Annotated in this window: 14 protein-coding genes; 6 read left to right on the plus strand and 8 right to left on the minus strand. The window is 39.7% G+C overall.

The window, feature by feature from the left end; translation table 11 throughout:
- The first annotated feature begins 9 nt into the window (after window positions 1-9).
- Window positions 10-840 (plus strand): CPBP family intramembrane glutamic endopeptidase, encoded by an 831-nt coding sequence (locus tag SC428_RS08120; protein WP_140180659.1) that lies wholly within the window; start codon window positions 10-12, stop codon window positions 838-840.
- Window positions 841-1,032: 192 nt separating this feature from the next.
- Window positions 1,033-1,785 carry a 2,3-diphosphoglycerate-dependent phosphoglycerate mutase gene (gpmA, locus tag SC428_RS08125; RefSeq protein ID WP_070925012.1) on the plus strand — a complete coding sequence of 251 codons (753 nt, stop codon included), beginning with the start codon at window positions 1,033-1,035 and terminating at the stop codon, window positions 1,783-1,785.
- A 161-nt stretch (window positions 1,786-1,946) separates the two neighbouring features.
- Here the strand turns inward: gpmA and uxaC are convergent, their stop codons facing one another.
- The 3 genes from uxaC to uxuA form a co-directional block, all read right to left on the minus strand.
- Window positions 1,947-3,359 (minus strand): glucuronate isomerase, encoded by a 1,413-nt coding sequence (gene uxaC, locus SC428_RS08130; protein WP_140186331.1) that lies wholly within the window; start codon window positions 3,357-3,359, stop codon window positions 1,947-1,949.
- Window positions 3,360-3,372: 13 nt separating this feature from the next.
- Window positions 3,373-4,839: a fructuronate reductase gene (locus tag SC428_RS08135; RefSeq protein WP_318706941.1), complete on the minus strand. Its 1,467-nt coding sequence runs from the start codon at window positions 4,837-4,839 to the stop codon at window positions 3,373-3,375.
- Between the two features lie 64 nt (window positions 4,840-4,903).
- Window positions 4,904-6,091 carry a mannonate dehydratase gene (uxuA, locus tag SC428_RS08140; protein ID WP_318706943.1) on the minus strand — a complete coding sequence of 396 codons (1,188 nt, stop codon included), beginning with the start codon at window positions 6,089-6,091 and terminating at the stop codon, window positions 4,904-4,906.
- A 384-nt stretch (window positions 6,092-6,475) separates the two neighbouring features.
- Here uxuA and SC428_RS08145 point away from each other — a divergent pair, with 384 nt between their 5' ends.
- Both SC428_RS08145 and SC428_RS08150 read left to right on the plus strand, forming a co-directional pair.
- Window positions 6,476-7,771 carry an MFS transporter gene (locus tag SC428_RS08145; protein ID WP_140186325.1) on the plus strand — a complete coding sequence of 432 codons (1,296 nt, stop codon included), beginning with the start codon at window positions 6,476-6,478 and terminating at the stop codon, window positions 7,769-7,771.
- 154 nt (window positions 7,772-7,925) lie between these two features.
- Window positions 7,926-8,702, plus strand: coding sequence for an FCD domain-containing protein (locus tag SC428_RS08150; RefSeq protein ID WP_412544592.1), 777 nt, complete (start codon window positions 7,926-7,928; stop codon window positions 8,700-8,702).
- 102 nt (window positions 8,703-8,804) lie between these two features.
- On the opposite strand, the gene SC428_RS08155 is transcribed toward SC428_RS08150, so the two are convergent.
- Window positions 8,805-9,491 (minus strand): outer membrane protein, encoded by a 687-nt coding sequence (locus SC428_RS08155; protein WP_070925105.1) that lies wholly within the window; start codon window positions 9,489-9,491, stop codon window positions 8,805-8,807.
- A 343-nt stretch (window positions 9,492-9,834) separates the two neighbouring features.
- Here SC428_RS08155 and SC428_RS08160 point away from each other — a divergent pair, with 343 nt between their 5' ends.
- Entirely contained in the window at window positions 9,835-10,590 is a 756-nt protein-coding gene (locus tag SC428_RS08160) for a hypothetical protein (protein ID WP_318706948.1), read from the plus strand.
- A 48-nt stretch (window positions 10,591-10,638) separates the two neighbouring features.
- Here SC428_RS08160 and aroG read toward each other — a convergent pair whose 3' ends face one another.
- The 3 genes from aroG to nadA all read right to left on the minus strand — a co-directional run bounded on the left by aroG (window position 10,639) and on the right by nadA (window position 13,890).
- Window positions 10,639-11,694: a 3-deoxy-7-phosphoheptulonate synthase AroG gene (gene aroG, locus SC428_RS08165; protein ID WP_140180671.1), complete on the minus strand. Its 1,056-nt coding sequence runs from the start codon at window positions 11,692-11,694 to the stop codon at window positions 10,639-10,641.
- A gap of 362 nt (window positions 11,695-12,056) precedes the next feature.
- Window positions 12,057-12,782: a nicotinamide riboside transporter PnuC gene (gene pnuC / locus SC428_RS08170; RefSeq protein ID WP_070925018.1), complete on the minus strand. Its 726-nt coding sequence runs from the start codon at window positions 12,780-12,782 to the stop codon at window positions 12,057-12,059.
- A 67-nt stretch (window positions 12,783-12,849) separates the two neighbouring features.
- Complete coding sequence (gene nadA, locus SC428_RS08175; protein WP_070925019.1) at window positions 12,850-13,890, minus strand: quinolinate synthase NadA; 1,041 nt, start codon at window positions 13,888-13,890, stop codon at window positions 12,850-12,852.
- A 243-nt stretch (window positions 13,891-14,133) separates the two neighbouring features.
- Between nadA and SC428_RS08180 the strand changes: the two genes are divergently transcribed.
- Window positions 14,134-15,006, plus strand: coding sequence for an aminoglycoside 6-adenylyltransferase (locus tag SC428_RS08180; protein WP_318706951.1), 873 nt, complete (start codon window positions 14,134-14,136; stop codon window positions 15,004-15,006).
- Window positions 15,007-15,096: 90 nt separating this feature from the next.
- Here the strand turns inward: SC428_RS08180 and phoC are convergent, their stop codons facing one another.
- A complete protein-coding gene (gene phoC, locus SC428_RS08185) occupies window positions 15,097-15,843 on the minus strand; it encodes an acid phosphatase PhoC (RefSeq protein WP_070925021.1) in 747 nt (248 codons plus the stop codon).
- Window positions 15,844-15,986: the final 143 nt, after the last annotated feature.

Genomic DNA, 15,986 nt, shown 5'->3' on the forward strand with positions numbered 1-15,986 from the left:
AGGTTCACTATGACCTGCTGGTTTGTTTTAGCAGCTTCGCTTGCTACACTCGCAACTCATCGATTAACAGCAATATTTTTACTGTTATTGGCTACTGGTATTGCACTGTATACCCATGTTTTAGGTTGGCAAGCCATGTGGCTATTAGTCGCCATTAGTGCAGTTGGCCTGATACGTTGGCGCTTTCAACATCATTTAGCCATCAAAATTGTCAGTGAAATTATCCTTATCGCTTGCGCAATTGGCCTGTTTATTCATGCTTTTTCTGGTTTCAATAATTTAAAATACCTTGATAGGGTCACCGTAGGTGAGCAAAGCTTACCATTTACCATGTATTTTAATTTTGATAAGGCATTGGTGCCGTTTATTCTGTTACTTTGCCTACCAAGTCTTTTCACCACAAAAGCCGTCAAAACAGCACAACCATGGCAATGGTGGTTATTAATCGCAGCAGTGCCTGTGTTACTCGTTATTGCCACCCTTGCTGGTGGGCTAGGTTTTGAAAGACATTTTCCTAATTGGCTCCCCATTTTTATCATCTGTAACCTGTTATTTGTGTCACTTGCTGAAGAAGCGCTTTTCCGTGGTTATTTACAGCAAAGACTCACCCAATGGCTCAACTCCCCTTACCTTGCACTTATGATTAGTGCCTTGTTATTTGGTGGCGCACATTTTGCCGGTGGTCCTTTACTGATGCTGTTTGCTACCCTAGCAGGTATCATTTATGGGTTGGCATGGATGTGGAGTGGAAAATTATGGCTTGCTGTATCGTTTCACTTCGGGTTAAATCTAGTACATCTGTTATTTTTCACTTACCCAGTAAAAATGTTTACTGGATAAAAAACAAGCAAATTAGATGGTGATTTTCCACTTCATAAGCGAAATTTTTATCCAGTTAGCTCACTTATCATCACTTTTTTGATTTGGTTTGGGTAAAACATCAGTTGTGACTAGCGTTCGGATTCACTATCCCTATAATGTAAGTCAGCAATGATTCATTTTAATTTGAATGTACTGATAGGAGTTTAAGCTATGGCTGTAACTAAACTGGTTTTGGTAAGACACGGTGAAAGTGAGTGGAACAAAGAGAACCGTTTCACTGGCTGGACTGATGTTGAGCTGTCAGACAAAGGCCGCGAAGAAGCAAAAATTGCAGGTCAGCTGCTGAAAGATGAAGGCTTTGTCTTTGATTTCGCATATACCTCAGTGCTAAAGCGTGCGATCCATACCTTATGGAACATCCTTGATCAGGTCGATCAGCAATGGCTGCCTGTTGAAAAAAGCTGGAAACTGAATGAACGTCACTACGGTGCACTACAGGGCCTAGACAAATCAGAAACAGCAGCAAAATATGGTGATGAGCAAGTTAAACTGTGGCGTCGTGGTTTTGCTATCACCCCACCAGAGCTGACTAAAGATGATGAACGCTTCCCAGGCCATGATCCACGCTATGCAAAACTGTCTAGCGAAGAACTGCCAGTGACTGAAAGCTTAGCAACCACTATCGAGCGTGTTGTTCCTTATTGGGAACAAGAAATCAAGCCACGTGTTGAAGCTGGCGAGAAAATCATTATCGCAGCTCACGGTAACTCACTGCGTGCTTTGGTTAAATATTTGGATAACATGGGCGAAGAAGAAATTCTTAACCTGAATATCCCAACCGCAGTGCCATTGGTTTATGAGTTCGACGAAAACATGAAACCAATCAAACACTACTATTTGGGTAACCAAGACGAAATCGCAGCAAAACAAGCGGCGGTAGCGAACCAAGGTAAAGCTAAATAATTTTAGCCCAGACTGCTGGCAAACGTATTCTGTTTGGCGGCAGTCGTTAAGGTTTTTGAAATAAACAGTCAATCAGCCTCTTTTAAAGAGAGGGTTACAGACTGATAGCAAAAAGCCTGACACAGATACGTATCAGGCTGAATAACAAAGTGTTCTTAAATTCATTTATCTGAAAAATAATTAACTGCATTATTAAAGCAGATATCTTGCACAAGCTGACCTAACATCCCTTCATCATTAGGCACTTCACCATTTACTGCCCATGTACCTAACATATTGCATAAAATACGACGGAAATATTCATGGCGAGTATAAGACAGGAAGCTGCGTGAGTCAGTCAACATACCAATAAATTGACTTAATAAACCCAGCTGTGAAAGCTGTTCAAGCTGACCTAACATGCCATCTTTTTGATCGTTGAACCACCAGCCCGACCCAAACTGGATCTTGCCTGCGATACCGCCACCTTGGAAATTACCGATCATCGTGGCTAATACCGCGTTATCACGTGGATTTAAACAATATAGGATCGTTCTTGGTAACTCATTACTTTTATCCATTTCATCGAGTAAACGAGAGAGCGGGTAAGCAATAGGGTTATCACCAATTGAGTCAAAGCCACTGTCTGCGCCTAATAATGCAAACATGCGACTATTATTATTTCGTAGTGCACCAATATGTAATTGCATTGCCCAATTTCTTTTTGCGTATTGTTTACCTAACCAAACAAGTACAGCGGTGGAAAATTGAGCAATAGATAACTCATCAAGAGGTTTTCCATTAAGCCTATTTTGTAGAATTGTGTCTAAGACCTTTTCCTCTGGAATTGGTGCATAACGTAGCACTTCTATGCCGTGATCAGAGGCGATACAACCATGCTTATCAAAGTGGTTTAGGCGTGCACCTAAAGCTGCTAATAAATCACTAAAACGACTAATTTCAATATCTGCTGTTTGTCCTAATTTATTGATATAATCCACAAAACCATCAAGCTCAATTTTAAACGCTCTATCTGGGCGCCAACTTGGTCGAACTTTAATATTGAAAGTATCATCTTGCGCAATTTGTTGATGATATTCTAATGAATCGATTGGATCATCGGTTGTACCTACCATATGAACATTCATTTGCTGCATAATTCCACGAGCCGACCATTGGGGTTGAGCCAATTTTTCGTTCGCCATATGCCAAATAGCTTCCGAGGTATCAGGGGAAAAAAGCGTGCCAGTAATGCCAAACGGGCGGCGCAGCTCCAAATGCGTCCAATGGTATAACGGATTGCCTAACGTCATAGGAACCGTTTTTGCCCAAGCTTGATATTTTTCGTAATCGCTTGTTTCACGACCGGTAATGAGAGACTCAGGGATCCCTGCTGAACGCATGCCACGCCATTTATAATGATCGCCTTCTAACCAAATCTGCCCGAGATTCTCAAACTGGCGGTTTTCTGCAATCTCACGAGGGTTCAAGTGGCAGTGATAATCATAAATTGGCATTGCCGCAGCATAATCATGATAGAGACGACGGGCAACTTCATTATTGAGCAAAAAATCTTCACAAAGAAATGTTTTCATATCAGTATCCAATTTAAAGCTGCGCAACGGCTTGGCGCACGCCAAGATCGAGTATTTGTTGATAGGCTAATTTAATCGTCGCCACAAAATGTGGATTTTGAGGAAGCTCAGTACCGAAAATGGCATCGATAGCAAGCAAATCATCGACAACAGAAACTGCTAAACCATGCTTTGCATAAATTGTGGCAAACATATCAACAAGAGGGTCACGTACATCAATTTTTTTCCCCTGCTCATCTACACCCGCGACATAACGCATCCAACCTGCAATACCCAATGCTAAATGGCGATAACTCGATTGGTTTTCGATATGCCACGCTATGGGATCTAATAAACGCTGTGGAAGTTTTTGACTACCGTCCATCGCAATTTGCCATGTTTGATGTTTCAACGACGGATTCGTAAAGCGATCAATTAAACTATTAGCATAAGCTTTTAAGTTAACCTCTTCAGGCATAATGAGGGTCGGTGCTTGCTCATCCAACATTAATGCCTGAGCAGCGCGGCGATAATCGGGGTTAGCCATAGTATCAGCAATATGTGCATATCCACCTAAGTAACCAAGGTAGGCTAAGAAAGAGTGACTACCATTTAGCATTCTTAATTTCATCAATTCGAATGGAACAACATCTTCAACAAATTGCGCACCTGCACAATTCCATTCAGGCCGACCATTCACAAAGTTATCTTCAATCACCCATTGACGAAAAGGTTCGCACGCAATAGCGCAATCATCCTTAACGCCTAAAAGCTCCGCGATTTCAGCCAAAGTTTCTGCTGTTGCAGCAGGAGCGATGCGGTCAACCATTGTGCAGGGAAATGTCACATTAGCTTCTATCCACTCAGCCAATTCAGCATGTTGTAATTTCGCTAACCCTAAAACCGCTTCCCGCGCTACATGGCCGTTTTCACGAACGTTATCACAAGAAAGAACGGTAAATGGCGGCAACTTGCGTTCCGCTCTTCGTTTTAATGCCGCAGTAATATACCCAATTGCCGATGTAGGCTGATTTGGTGTTGCTAAATCTTGTTGAATGAGTGGATTATTTTTATCTAATTTTCCTGTTGCAGGATCGACACAATAACCTTTTTCAGTGATAGTCAGAGAAACAATGCTAACAGAAGGCGAAGCCATTTTTTCAATAATGGCATCAACACCATCAATAAGTGAGTGCATGGCTTCTTTCATCGAGCCAATAATTTTTAATTCTGTATGCGTTTCAGCCTTTTCCGCTACCGTATACAACATGGATTGTTGTTTTAGCTTTTTTATCAAATCAGCACCATGTTTAGACATTAAATTGACTTCACAGTAGCCCCAATCACTGTCTGTTTTTTCTAATACGTGATGAGTATAGAGAGCTTGGTGAGCACGATGAAAAGCGCCACAACCAATATGTACGATGCGGGTGGTGAGACGATCTGTTGTCCAGTTTGGGCGGCGTGCATTAATTGTTGCAGTAACGATATTTTTGTCCATGATGATCCCCTGTTGACAGGCAGTTAATAGTCTTTGACCGCCTGTCAAAGCCAACGGTAAGAGATTATTTTTTTGGATAGAATGCGCGATGAATCCCTAATTCTAATCCTCTTAGTTCTGCAAGTCCTTTTAAACGACCGATCGCAGAGTAACCCGGATTTGTTTTTTTCTTTAAATCATCAAGAATTTGGTGCCCATGATCTGGACGCATCGGAATTAATTCGCCTGAATCGTTTTGCAAGCGGCGATGTTCTTCTTCTGCAACTGCACAAATGACGTTATACATATCAACATCGCCGGCTAAATGCGCGGCTTCATGAAATGTATTTGGATTTTCTTCTCGTAATGTTGAACGCAAATGCAGAAAATAAATACGCGAGCCAAATGCACGGATCATATTCACTAAATCGTTATCAGCTCTTACCCCATATGAACCTGTACACATTGTGTAGCCGTTCGCATCACTGTCCACAGTGTCTGCTATCCACTGCATATCTTCAATCGTTGAAACGATACGAGGTAAACCTAAAATTGGACGAGGTGGATCATCAGGGTGAACGGCCATTTTCATGCCTATCTCTTCTGCAACTGGAATGATTTTCTTTAAGAAATAAGCAAAATGTTCACGTAATTTATTTCTATCAATATTTGCGTAACGTTTTAAGTGCTGACGAAATTGTTCAAGGGTATATTTTTCTTCTGCACCGGGTAAACCAGCGATAATATTATTAACGAGCTTTTGCTTCTCTTCATTGCTCATTAATTCAAAACGTTGTTTTGCCTGAATTTGTTCTTCAGCAGAATAATCTTGTTGTGCGTTTTCTCGCTGTAATAAATAAATATCAAATACAGCAAAAGCAATTTGATCAAAACGCAACGCTTTTGAACCATCTGGAAGCTCATATTCTAAATCAGTACGAGTCCAATCAAGTATTGGCATAAAATTATAACAAACAGTACGGATCCCACAGCTAGCAAGGTTACGCATCGATTGTTGGTAATTTGCTATCAATCTATCATAGTCGCCTGTTTGTGTTTTGATATCTTCATGAATAGGGATACTTTCCACAACTGCCCACTCTAATTGATTAGCTTCAATTAAATCTTTGCGTTTTTGTATTTCGTCAACACTCCAGACTTCTCCGTTTGGAATATGATGAAGCGCCGTGACAACCCCTGTTGCACCAGCCTGACGAATATCAGATAGAGAAACCGAATCATCTGGTCCGTACCAACGCCAAGTTTGTTTCATACTTAACCTCGTTTATATGTCACTAATGCTGCCTAATCGACTAATAAGTTCTTTTTACCGATTTGCTATGCCGTATTTTAGAACTGGTCGTCATTTAACTTATTTAATAAAAATTGTGTCACGATGTTGGCTCAAGGTCTATAAAGGTTAGTTATTTTGGTTAACCAAATCACAAATACATACTAATTTTGGTCGCCCAATACAAAAGTAAGAGACAACTCACAAAATAAAGCCTTTATTTTATGCAGAATCCAGAACAGCAAAATAGAAGATTTACCGATTTTAAACTATTTTCCTCATTGGTTGACCAATATTGTTTTTAACAGGATTAACCATTTATTCATTCAGGATTACTAGAAAAATATAAAACGTAAAAGGCTGATTATGAAAAAGTTAAAACATTATCGATGGTACATCATTCTTTTGGTTTGCTTTATTACCATAATTAACTACTTAGATAGAACAGCACTTGGTGTTGCCGCTCCTACTATCATGGAAACAACAGGGATCACAAAAGAACAATACTCATGGATTGTGAGTGCATTCCAGTTCGCCTACACAATTGGTCAACCGATTATGGGTTTCTTTATTGATACTATCGGTTTGAAATTAGGGTTCTTTATTTGTGCATTAATTTGGGGCTTAGCCACCATGGGACACGCATTGACAGGTTCATGGCAAGGTTTAGCTTTTATGCGCGGGATCATGGGATTCAGTGAAGCGTCCGTCATTCCTGCTGGTGTAAAAACAGCATCGACTTGGTTTCCAGCTAAAGAACGAGGCATTGCTACGGGTGTCTTTAATATGGGAACGTCGTTTGGTGCGATGTTAGCACCACCATTAATTGCTTGGGCTATCTTATTTCATAGCTGGGAATTTGCATTCATCATCGCGGGCATATTAGCAATTATTGCCGCATTTTTTTGGTTTTTCTTATATAAAGATCCGAAAGACGCCAAAAGATTATCAGATGAAGAACGCGCTTATATCGAAGATGGACAAGAAAAACACCTTCAATCATCTAAAAAAGAATCTACTTCTATCAAAAATATTTTGAAACAACGTAATTTCTGGGGAATTGGTATCTCTCGTTTTCTTGCTGATCCAGCTTGGGGAACAATCAACTTCTGGGTACCTATTTTCTTTGTGGAAACCCTAAATTTTAGCCTTAAAGAAATCGCTATGTTTGTTTGGTTACCGTTCTTAATGGCAGATTTAGGTTGCTTAGCAAGCGGCTTTGTTGCCAAGTTCTTAAATGATCGTGGTATTTCATTAATCAATTCACGTCGTATTACTTTCACCATTGGCGCTATTTTAATGACGACAATTGGCTTAGTCAGTATTGTTGAAAACCCTTATATCGCCGTTTTACTGATTAGTATTGGTGGATTCTCCCACCAGTTATTATCAACAGTTGCAGCCACATTAAGCGCTGATTTATTTAAAAAGAATGAAGTTGCAACAGCCGTTGGTATGGCAGGCGCATGTGCTTGGACGGGTCAGTTAATCTTTAATTTATTTATCGGTGCTTTTGTCGGCATCATCGGTTTTGGTCCCTTCTTTGTCGCTTTAGCGGTCTTTGATTTGATTGGCGCAGCGATTTTGTGGATCCTCATCAAAGAGAACAAAGAACCCGAAGAGACTAAGCATGATGAAGATAGTTTATTAGCAACATCATAATTAGCTCAAATTATTTGAAAAGACGCCAAATTTCGCTTCTCGCGTCTTTTCATTTATTTTTTTTTACTATTATTTGATATGAGCTATTTTTGGTCGACCAATATCTGTTAAACTAAAAGCAATAAAAGTTAAGTATTAATTGATGATTAATCTAATGACACAGTTTACTGAATATAAACGCCCCTATCAGCAAGTCGGCCATGCTTTACGCCAAATGATCGCCAATATGAGCTACGCAATTGGTGACAAACTTCCACCAGAACGAGAAATTGCTGAAATGCTAGATGTTTCTCGAGCTGTTGTACGCGAAGCATTAATTATGTTGGAAATTGAAAATCTTATTGAGGTACGAAAAGGCTCAGGGGTTTATGTCATCGCACTGCCTCAATGCAAGGGAACAGCTGATGAGGAGGATAGAGCCGATGATTCTGCATTGAACGCCGCAGGACCTTTTGAATTACTTCAAGCGAGACAGCTATTAGAAAGTAATATTGCAGAGTTTGCAGCAACACAGGTTACACCCATAGATATTGCGAATATGAGAAAAGCACTGCAAAGAGAAAAAAATGAGCTAAAAACGGGAGAAGATGAAACGGGTGATCGTGAGTTTCACCTCGCTATAGCACAAGCAACACACAACAGTATGTTAGTCGAACTTCTGAAGCAATCATGGGAATGGCGCGAAAACAACCCTATGTGGCTTAAATTGCATTCGCGGATCATCGATAAAGACTACAGAAAAGAGTGGATGTCGGATCATGAAGTCATTCTAGCGGCAATGATTAAAAAGGATCCCGTTGCTGCAAAATCAGCAATGTGGCAACACCTTGAAAATGTGAAACAGAGATTGTTAGAACTTTCTGATGTCGACGATCCTAATTTTGATGGATATCTATTTAACTCTTATCCTGTTGACTTTATTCGTAACTAAATGGAAAAATCGCGATCTGATTAATCTATTTCAAATAGATATAAGGGGTAAACCATTTGGCTTCCCCTTTTTTACGACATAACCAATGAATCAGACTAAAACTTAAAACAAATATCTCACCCCGAGCACTAGCTCTTGTGATTTAAGATGTGCTTTCATTTGCTCATCTTGCAACCCTCTCGCATTACCAAATCGATTCATACCACTCTCAATCTTACCTAAATCGACATAGCGGTAACCTAAATCAAAATTCAGTTTATCAATAGGCTCATAACTGACACCTGCACCAAGAGAGTACGCCAAATTAGTATCCGTATTGCTTGCATATTGGCGAGAGCGATTTCCTTGCCATCCTGATGATTTCACTTTTGCAATACCAATACCTACAGTACCATAAACGGAAATACCTTGGTAAATTTCATAATCGCGATAAGCATTTAACATCAGGCGCTGTGCTTCCGTTTTGTGATGATTAAAGCTGGTTGGAAAAGCTGTTGAACCACTAGTATATTCTGCTTTCTTATTAAAAGTATATTCAGCCTCAGTTCGCCATCCGTTACCATACTGATAACCAGCCGCAAGGGATGCATTATAGAAATCATCCTTATCATCACCTGAGACAAATTGGCCAATACCTGGGCGGCTACTGGTATCCATGCTATCTGCTTTTTGCCAAACTTTAGCAACGCGAGCAGAGCCATAATATCCTTCATTACTCGTTGATGCAGAAGCAGTTCCTAATGTAGCCAATAAGGCCAGTGACAGAGATGCAAGTTGTAATTTCTTCATCATATAATCCCATTTAGTTATAGTAACGAAACGCAATTATTTGACTTAAAGCAAATTAAAGAAAGCACTTATTTTTGAATGATTCGTTCATTTTTATTGAATAAGTAGAACTAAAACTCTAGGTAAAAAGGGCAAACAAACCAAAAATTCGAGTAAATGCAGAATATAAACAACTAAGATAAATCTGAATTTATTTTATGTTCAATAAACAACCCAAATCGAATAGCATTCCCCCACTTTTATATTTTGTTAACTAGAAACATTTTAATTTGTCATGATAGCACTCGACAGCCTATATTTTTGTGGCACAATTCGTTGTAATAACGGACTAATCGAGAAATATATGAGTAAATTCAATCTTTATGTTTGGGTGGGCTTAGTACTTAATACCGCCCTACTCGGAACATTATTGTATATGATACAAACGGGCGAATTAATTATTGATGGCTCTAATGGCGCACAAAATGCGCAACTGATGAAGGTGCTAATGATCATCGCCTGCGTGAGTTTCCCTATTCAGTTGATCAGCATGATGATCATGAGCTATAAACCAAGGGTCGCGATCGCTGTCGCGTTAATGAGTAGCTTGGCATTAATGCCTATCACGATCGTCTTTTTATGCGGAATGATTTTTTCTGCAATTCGCTGGCGTTTCCATCAACTTGAAACCTTTGATCCCACTATCAATGTCGATTTCGAAACCAAACTAACCTTTAATAATCGCCATAACAGTATCAGAGCGATTGCTCTTGGCTTAATCAGCGTGATATTTATCGTGTTGAGTCAAAGCTTGGGAATGTTTTTATTAGTGTTGGCGATCATTTTATTTGTTTTAGGAAAACGCATTAATGGTACTCCTTATTTAGCCATCAAAGGAGAACATGTTTATATCAGGCCAAGTCTGTTTGCTTTTTGCTATCGCATCCCATTAAAAGATGTGACGTATTTAAGAAATGAAAAAAATAATGTGCTATTCCAAGCAAGAATTGAAAACGTGCCAGTAAATCAGCAGCTGATCCCCCTCTCAATATCACTACAGAATTTAGCTGAAGAGGATAAAACTAAACTAGCCGCTGTACTAGAAAGAGTCCCTCATTAAGATAAAAAGCCAGTATGGCCTATCATACTGGCTTCATTCAAATACCCGTTATTTTTGACGACGAGCAATCACGGCATCAGATAACTGACGCAATACTTTTTCGGTGTCGTCCCAACCAATGCATGCATCAGTCACACTCTTTCCGTACACCAAAGGCTCACCAGATTCTAAACTTTGATTGCCCTCAACAAGATGACTTTCAATCATCACGCCTGTGATAGAACGATCACCTTGGCGTAACTGCTCACTCACATCATCTGCAACGATCATTTGCTTTTCAAACTTTTTGCTGCTGTTTGCGTGGCTGAAGTCGATCATAATACTTGGAGTCAGCCCTGCATTTACTAAGCCTTCACGCACCGCTTTAACATGTTCGGCACTGTAGTTTGGTTCCTTACCACCACGTAAAATAATGTGACAATCAGGGTTACCGCCAGTATTCACTATTGCGGAATGCCCCCATTTAGTCACCGATAAAAAACAGTGTGGCGAACGAGCTGAATTAATTGCATCGATTGCAATCTTGATGGTGCCATCCGTACCATTTTTGAAGCCAACAGGGCAAGATAAACCTGATGCAAGCTCACGGTGAACCTGAGATTCTGTGGTACGCGCCCCTATCGCTCCCCAACTCATTAAATCGGCAACATATTGAGGGCTGATCATATCAAGGAATTCACCTGCTGTTGGCAAACCTTGATCATTGATGGTCACGAGTAGCTCGCGAGCAATACGTAAACCATCATTGATATTGAAACTATTATCCATATGCGGATCGTTAATTAACCCTTTCCAACCGACTGTGGTACGTGGTTTTTCAAAATAAACACGCATCACAATTTCAAGTGAACCTTTTAGCTCTTCACGCAGTTTATTTAGGCGCTGAGCATATTCTAATGCCGCTTTAGTATCATGGATAGAACAGGGGCCAATTACCACCACTAGGCGATCATCTTCACCTGACAAGATATTGTGGATGGCAAGACGTGCTTCATGAACGGTAAACGCCGCTTTGTCTGTCGCAGGAAATTTTTCTAATAATGCGATAGGTGGCAATAATTCTTTTATTTGTTTAATTCTGACGTCATCGTTCTGATAGTTCATACTCTTTTAATCCAGTGGTTATTTTGTTTTCTATATTGATGATTTACATACCTTATAAACAGCCGATGGTAAGCACTTACATTGAAGTGAAGAGCGAGTTGAAATGATCTTCTTACCACTGACAATACTGCGATTTGAAAGACAGCAGGTATCGAAATTTTAATCTAACCGTTCAGCTCTCTTCTGTAAACAGCTAAACGAGCTAGTAAATTATCACTTTTAGGCGCTAGAATTATAAAATGAGGCTAAAGGCGATTAAGCTGCGCAATAGCCCCATATTAGAGAGAAATTTCAGAGTAAAAATAAACAAAAATGGCAAAACTACGACAATGTTACTTTCACCATTTTATGATTAATTTTTGTCACAACGCACTCGATAGTGGTGAAGAGCCGTTTTGTTTGGCTGATTTGATCCATAATCTTGAGCCATTTAATGCAATACCCAGCAAAATTAAATATTCTAACGACATTGCATAGACCCCCTGCTTATAGAACACCACAATGCTAATGACATTAATCACGACCCATAGCAGCCAATTTTCAACGTATTTTCTTGTCATTAAAATCATCGCCACAACTGACAACACCGTCATAGTGGAATCCCAGAAAGGAAATGCATCTGGTTCCAACACTGGCATTTGTAAATTGGCGCCAAACAGATTTAACACTTCAACTGCCCATGCCGCTAACACACCAAATACCATATCAATATTGAAAGTTAAGTAAGTAATGACTAACACAGAAATAACTAACGTGATTGCCGCTTTTGGAAAACTTAACCAGCGGATCTTCAATTCAGTCTGTTGACTGCTATCAACGCGACTCCATGCATACCAACCATAAATGTTGGCAATAAAGAAGAACACTTGCAAAAGTAAGTTAGCATATAACTGAATTTGGAAAAAAATCACCCCAAATAAAGTGACGTTGATTAAACCAAACAAATAGTTAATCGTTTTTTCAAAACTCGCGAGTAAAATACACAGTAAACCAGCTACCGTGCCAACGGCTTCTATGTATGACAGCTCATAAATACTATTCCACAAAGGAATATTCACTAAAATATTACTTGTGCTAAAGAAATCCATCCCAAGATCCTTATTTAATCATGTGTGATACATCGTATATTGATACTGATCTACAACCAACCTTCTTCTATTTTAGACTCTCTGCAAAATCTAGCATTCTATTTAATGGTTGCATTGCTTTTTCACGTAACGTTTCACTCACATGAATTTGGTGCTGTTCACCATGGCTTTCTAGCGCCTGTGCGATAGCTTGTAGGCCATTCATTGCCATCCAAGGGCAGTGAGCACATGTACGGCAAGTTGCACCTTCACCCGCAGTAGGTGCGATATATAATGATTTATCAGGACATGCCTGCTGCATTTTATAAAAGATACCTTTATCAGTCGCAACGATCATCGATGGGTTAGGTAACGTCTGCGCGGCTTTAATTAATTGACTGGTTGAACCAACTGCATCAGCAAGGTCAACAATAGCTTGAGGAGATTCAGGATGAACAAGAATAGCCGCTTCCGGATATAATGCCTTCATTTTCATCAAAGATTGCGTTTTAAACTCATCATGAACAATACAGGCTCCCTGCCAACATAAAATATCGGCACCTGTTTTTTGCTGTACATAACGGCCTAGATGGCGATCTGGCGCCCAAATAATTTTCTCACCTAAACTGTCTAAATGGTCAATCAGCTCAACAGCAATACTTGAGGTCACTACCCAATCAGCACGTGCTTTAACTGCCGCAGAGGTGTTTGCATACACCACAACAGTACGGTCGGGGTGTTGATCACAAAAGCGAATAAAATCCTCTTCTGGACAACCTAAATCAAGTGAACACTCTGCTGCTAAAGTTGGCATTAATACATTTTTTTCTGGGCTGAGAATTTTAGCTGTTTCTCCCATAAAACGTACTCCCGCAACCAATAGCGTCGAAGCGGGATGTCGAGCGCCAAAACGCGCCATTTCCAATGAATCTGCGACACACCCCCCAGTTTCTTCTGCCAATGCTTGTATTTCAGGATCAGTGTAATAATGTGCCACGATCACTGCATTTTTTTCGGCCAATAATGATTTGATGCGCTCACGGTAAAACGTTTTTTCATCAGAGCTTAATAACGCAGGTTTAGGGGGGAATGGATAAACTGACTGGTTAAAATCAATAAACTCACTCATAATTAGCCTCTGTTTAGCATAATGCAATTTTACCGCAAAAATTACGTGTAAAATGACTCAATAACCGGTTTTTTGTTTTATATACTAAACAAGATACGCTAAATTTCTAAGGATGTCTTCTCGATTTTTGTTTAATTGTCTACTTTGCGACTTAAATACTAAGAATAATAATTATTGTGTTTCTTCGCATTTTTCTCACTTTACAGGTATCTTAGCCATACTCATATATCTGATAGGTTAGTTATGGAATCCCCCGCAGCTTTAATAAATAAAATAATTTCAATTTCTTTACTCGACCCTCGAATTGAGGCCGTAATATTAACCGGCTCAAGAGGAAGAGAACGGCATATCGATCATTATTCTGATATTGATATTGAATTAATCGGTTTAGGTGTAACAGATCTTTTTCACGATCAGCAATGGATCAATCAATTCGGTCATCCCCTTGTTGCCTTACATCTTATTAATGGCGGTATTGGTGAGCCTGAATCGCCAACCTGTTTGGTCATTTATGAGCAAGGAAGAAAAGTCGATTTCACCTTTGCGGAACCTTGTCGACTACAGAAAATGCAACAATATGGGCTTGATGATACCTATGCACGGGGATACACCATTTTACTTGATAAAACAGGTATTACTGAAAAACTACCAAACGGTTTTATACTGCCCTCTTTAAAACAACTCAGCGAACAGCAATTCACTTTTATTGCAAAAGAATTTTGGTATGAAGCACATCAAGTTGCAATTGCGTTATTACGTAATGAAATGTGGAGTGCTTGGTCAAGAGACGCAGATATGAAAAAAGCACTGCTGACCATGACAGAATGTTTAGTTTCAACTAAACAAGGCAAGCAGCAAGATGTCTGGTATAACGGAAAAAACTATCAAACATGGGTGCCGGAAACCATAACACAATCCATGGAAACCTTATTTGATTATCGTAACGCACAAACCGCAGCGGCAGCCTTACATTCACTTATGACATGTTTTGATAAAGTAACCTCAGAACTAGCCCGACAGCTTAATTACCCTATCGATCCCTTAATGAGTATTCGCATGCAAGAATTAGTGATTGGTTTGTTGCAAGATAGGGAACTATTGCCAGAAGGAATTTGATAGACCTTCCATAATAGCGAATTAACATAATATTAACAATAAAAATCACCCCGTTAAAATTAATTTGGCAGGGCGATTTTTTTATAACGGCTATTTTTTCAGTTTCGCAAATTCGTCTTTAGCTTTTTGTAACTGCTTTTGGAATTCAGGGTTCGAGTGCAAGGTAGCTACCGCTGAAGAGGCGACAATACGCGCCGCATCAACGTCACTTTGCCAATGGTAACCACAAATTACCCTACTTTGACCTAATTCATAACCACGTTTCAATATATTATCTTGATTTTCAGGGTTAATTTCTGCTAGTACTAATGCAGACGCCCAACCAATTGAAGTATGACCCGATGGGTATGAACCATTTTTAGACAGTTTTTCCTGATCTTTAGTATTACATGTTGCCACACCATAAAAAGCAAATGGGCGGATACGCATGTATTTTTCTTTTGCGGAACGAGTCGCTAAATCACCTGCATCCTCAATCATATTCGTCAGCAGTTTATGAATTTCGGGAGCGTCTTTTTCAGTAATTGGATAACCAAATGCTTCAGAGAATGCATTAGCTACCCCTCCAGCAGCAAGATCAGCATCCGCAGCAGCTTGTTTACCTCTTTCTGTATTTCTGAGCATACGACCTTTTTCATACATCGCTTGGTCATTTAAAAATAAAATACTACCCACTTCTGGCGGTGGTGGTAGCAACGCCAAGCTGTCTATTGCTTGTGAGTTCTTTAAATAGTACAAGTCAGGTTTAGTTGTGACATCGTTTCCAGCGGGGATCGCTGCAAATGTACTAGTCGAAATAAATGCCCCTGCACATAGAACCGCAAGTAATTTTTTCATCCGTTAATCCTTTGTTTGTCAACGATCAACGAAAACTGATCCACTTTTAACTCAAATTCGATCAATCAAAAGTGATCCACTGTTTCATTTAGGTATGGCACCTGAGCGTCGTTTATCTTTCAATCGATAGCTTTCACCACTCA

This window comes from Providencia sp. 2023EL-00965 (assembly GCF_033550225.1).
Classification (GTDB): domain Bacteria; phylum Pseudomonadota; class Gammaproteobacteria; order Enterobacterales; family Enterobacteriaceae; genus Providencia; species Providencia manganoxydans.

What these genes read in the sequence shown, in the direction of transcription:
- uxuA (WP_318706943.1), bottom strand. Translation starts at nt 6,091, where the DNA reads ATGAAACAAACTTGGCGTTGGTACGGACCAGATGATTCGGTTTCTCTA.
- pnuC (WP_070925018.1), bottom strand. Translation starts at nt 12,782, where the DNA reads ATGGATTTCTTTAGCACAAGTAATATTTTAGTGAATATTCCTTTGTGG.
- aroG (WP_140180671.1), bottom strand. Translation starts at nt 11,694, where the DNA reads ATGAACTATCAGAACGATGACGTCAGAATTAAACAAATAAAAGAATTA.
- phoC (WP_070925021.1), bottom strand. Translation starts at nt 15,843, where the DNA reads ATGAAAAAATTACTTGCGGTTCTATGTGCAGGGGCATTTATTTCGACT.
- SC428_RS08145 (WP_140186325.1), top strand. Translation starts at nt 6,476, where the DNA reads ATGAAAAAGTTAAAACATTATCGATGGTACATCATTCTTTTGGTTTGC.
- SC428_RS08180 (WP_318706951.1), top strand. Translation starts at nt 14,134, where the DNA reads ATGGAATCCCCCGCAGCTTTAATAAATAAAATAATTTCAATTTCTTTA.
- SC428_RS08155 (WP_070925105.1), bottom strand. Translation starts at nt 9,491, where the DNA reads ATGAAGAAATTACAACTTGCATCTCTGTCACTGGCCTTATTGGCTACA.
- SC428_RS08120 (WP_140180659.1), top strand. Translation starts at nt 10, where the DNA reads ATGACCTGCTGGTTTGTTTTAGCAGCTTCGCTTGCTACACTCGCAACT.
- SC428_RS08135 (WP_318706941.1), bottom strand. Translation starts at nt 4,839, where the DNA reads ATGGACAAAAATATCGTTACTGCAACAATTAATGCACGCCGCCCAAAC.
- SC428_RS08150 (WP_412544592.1), top strand. Translation starts at nt 7,926, where the DNA reads ATGACACAGTTTACTGAATATAAACGCCCCTATCAGCAAGTCGGCCAT.
- nadA (WP_070925019.1), bottom strand. Translation starts at nt 13,890, where the DNA reads ATGAGTGAGTTTATTGATTTTAACCAGTCAGTTTATCCATTCCCCCCT.
- SC428_RS08160 (WP_318706948.1), top strand. Translation starts at nt 9,835, where the DNA reads ATGAGTAAATTCAATCTTTATGTTTGGGTGGGCTTAGTACTTAATACC.
- uxaC (WP_140186331.1), bottom strand. Translation starts at nt 3,359, where the DNA reads ATGAAAACATTTCTTTGTGAAGATTTTTTGCTCAATAATGAAGTTGCC.
- gpmA (WP_070925012.1), top strand. Translation starts at nt 1,033, where the DNA reads ATGGCTGTAACTAAACTGGTTTTGGTAAGACACGGTGAAAGTGAGTGG.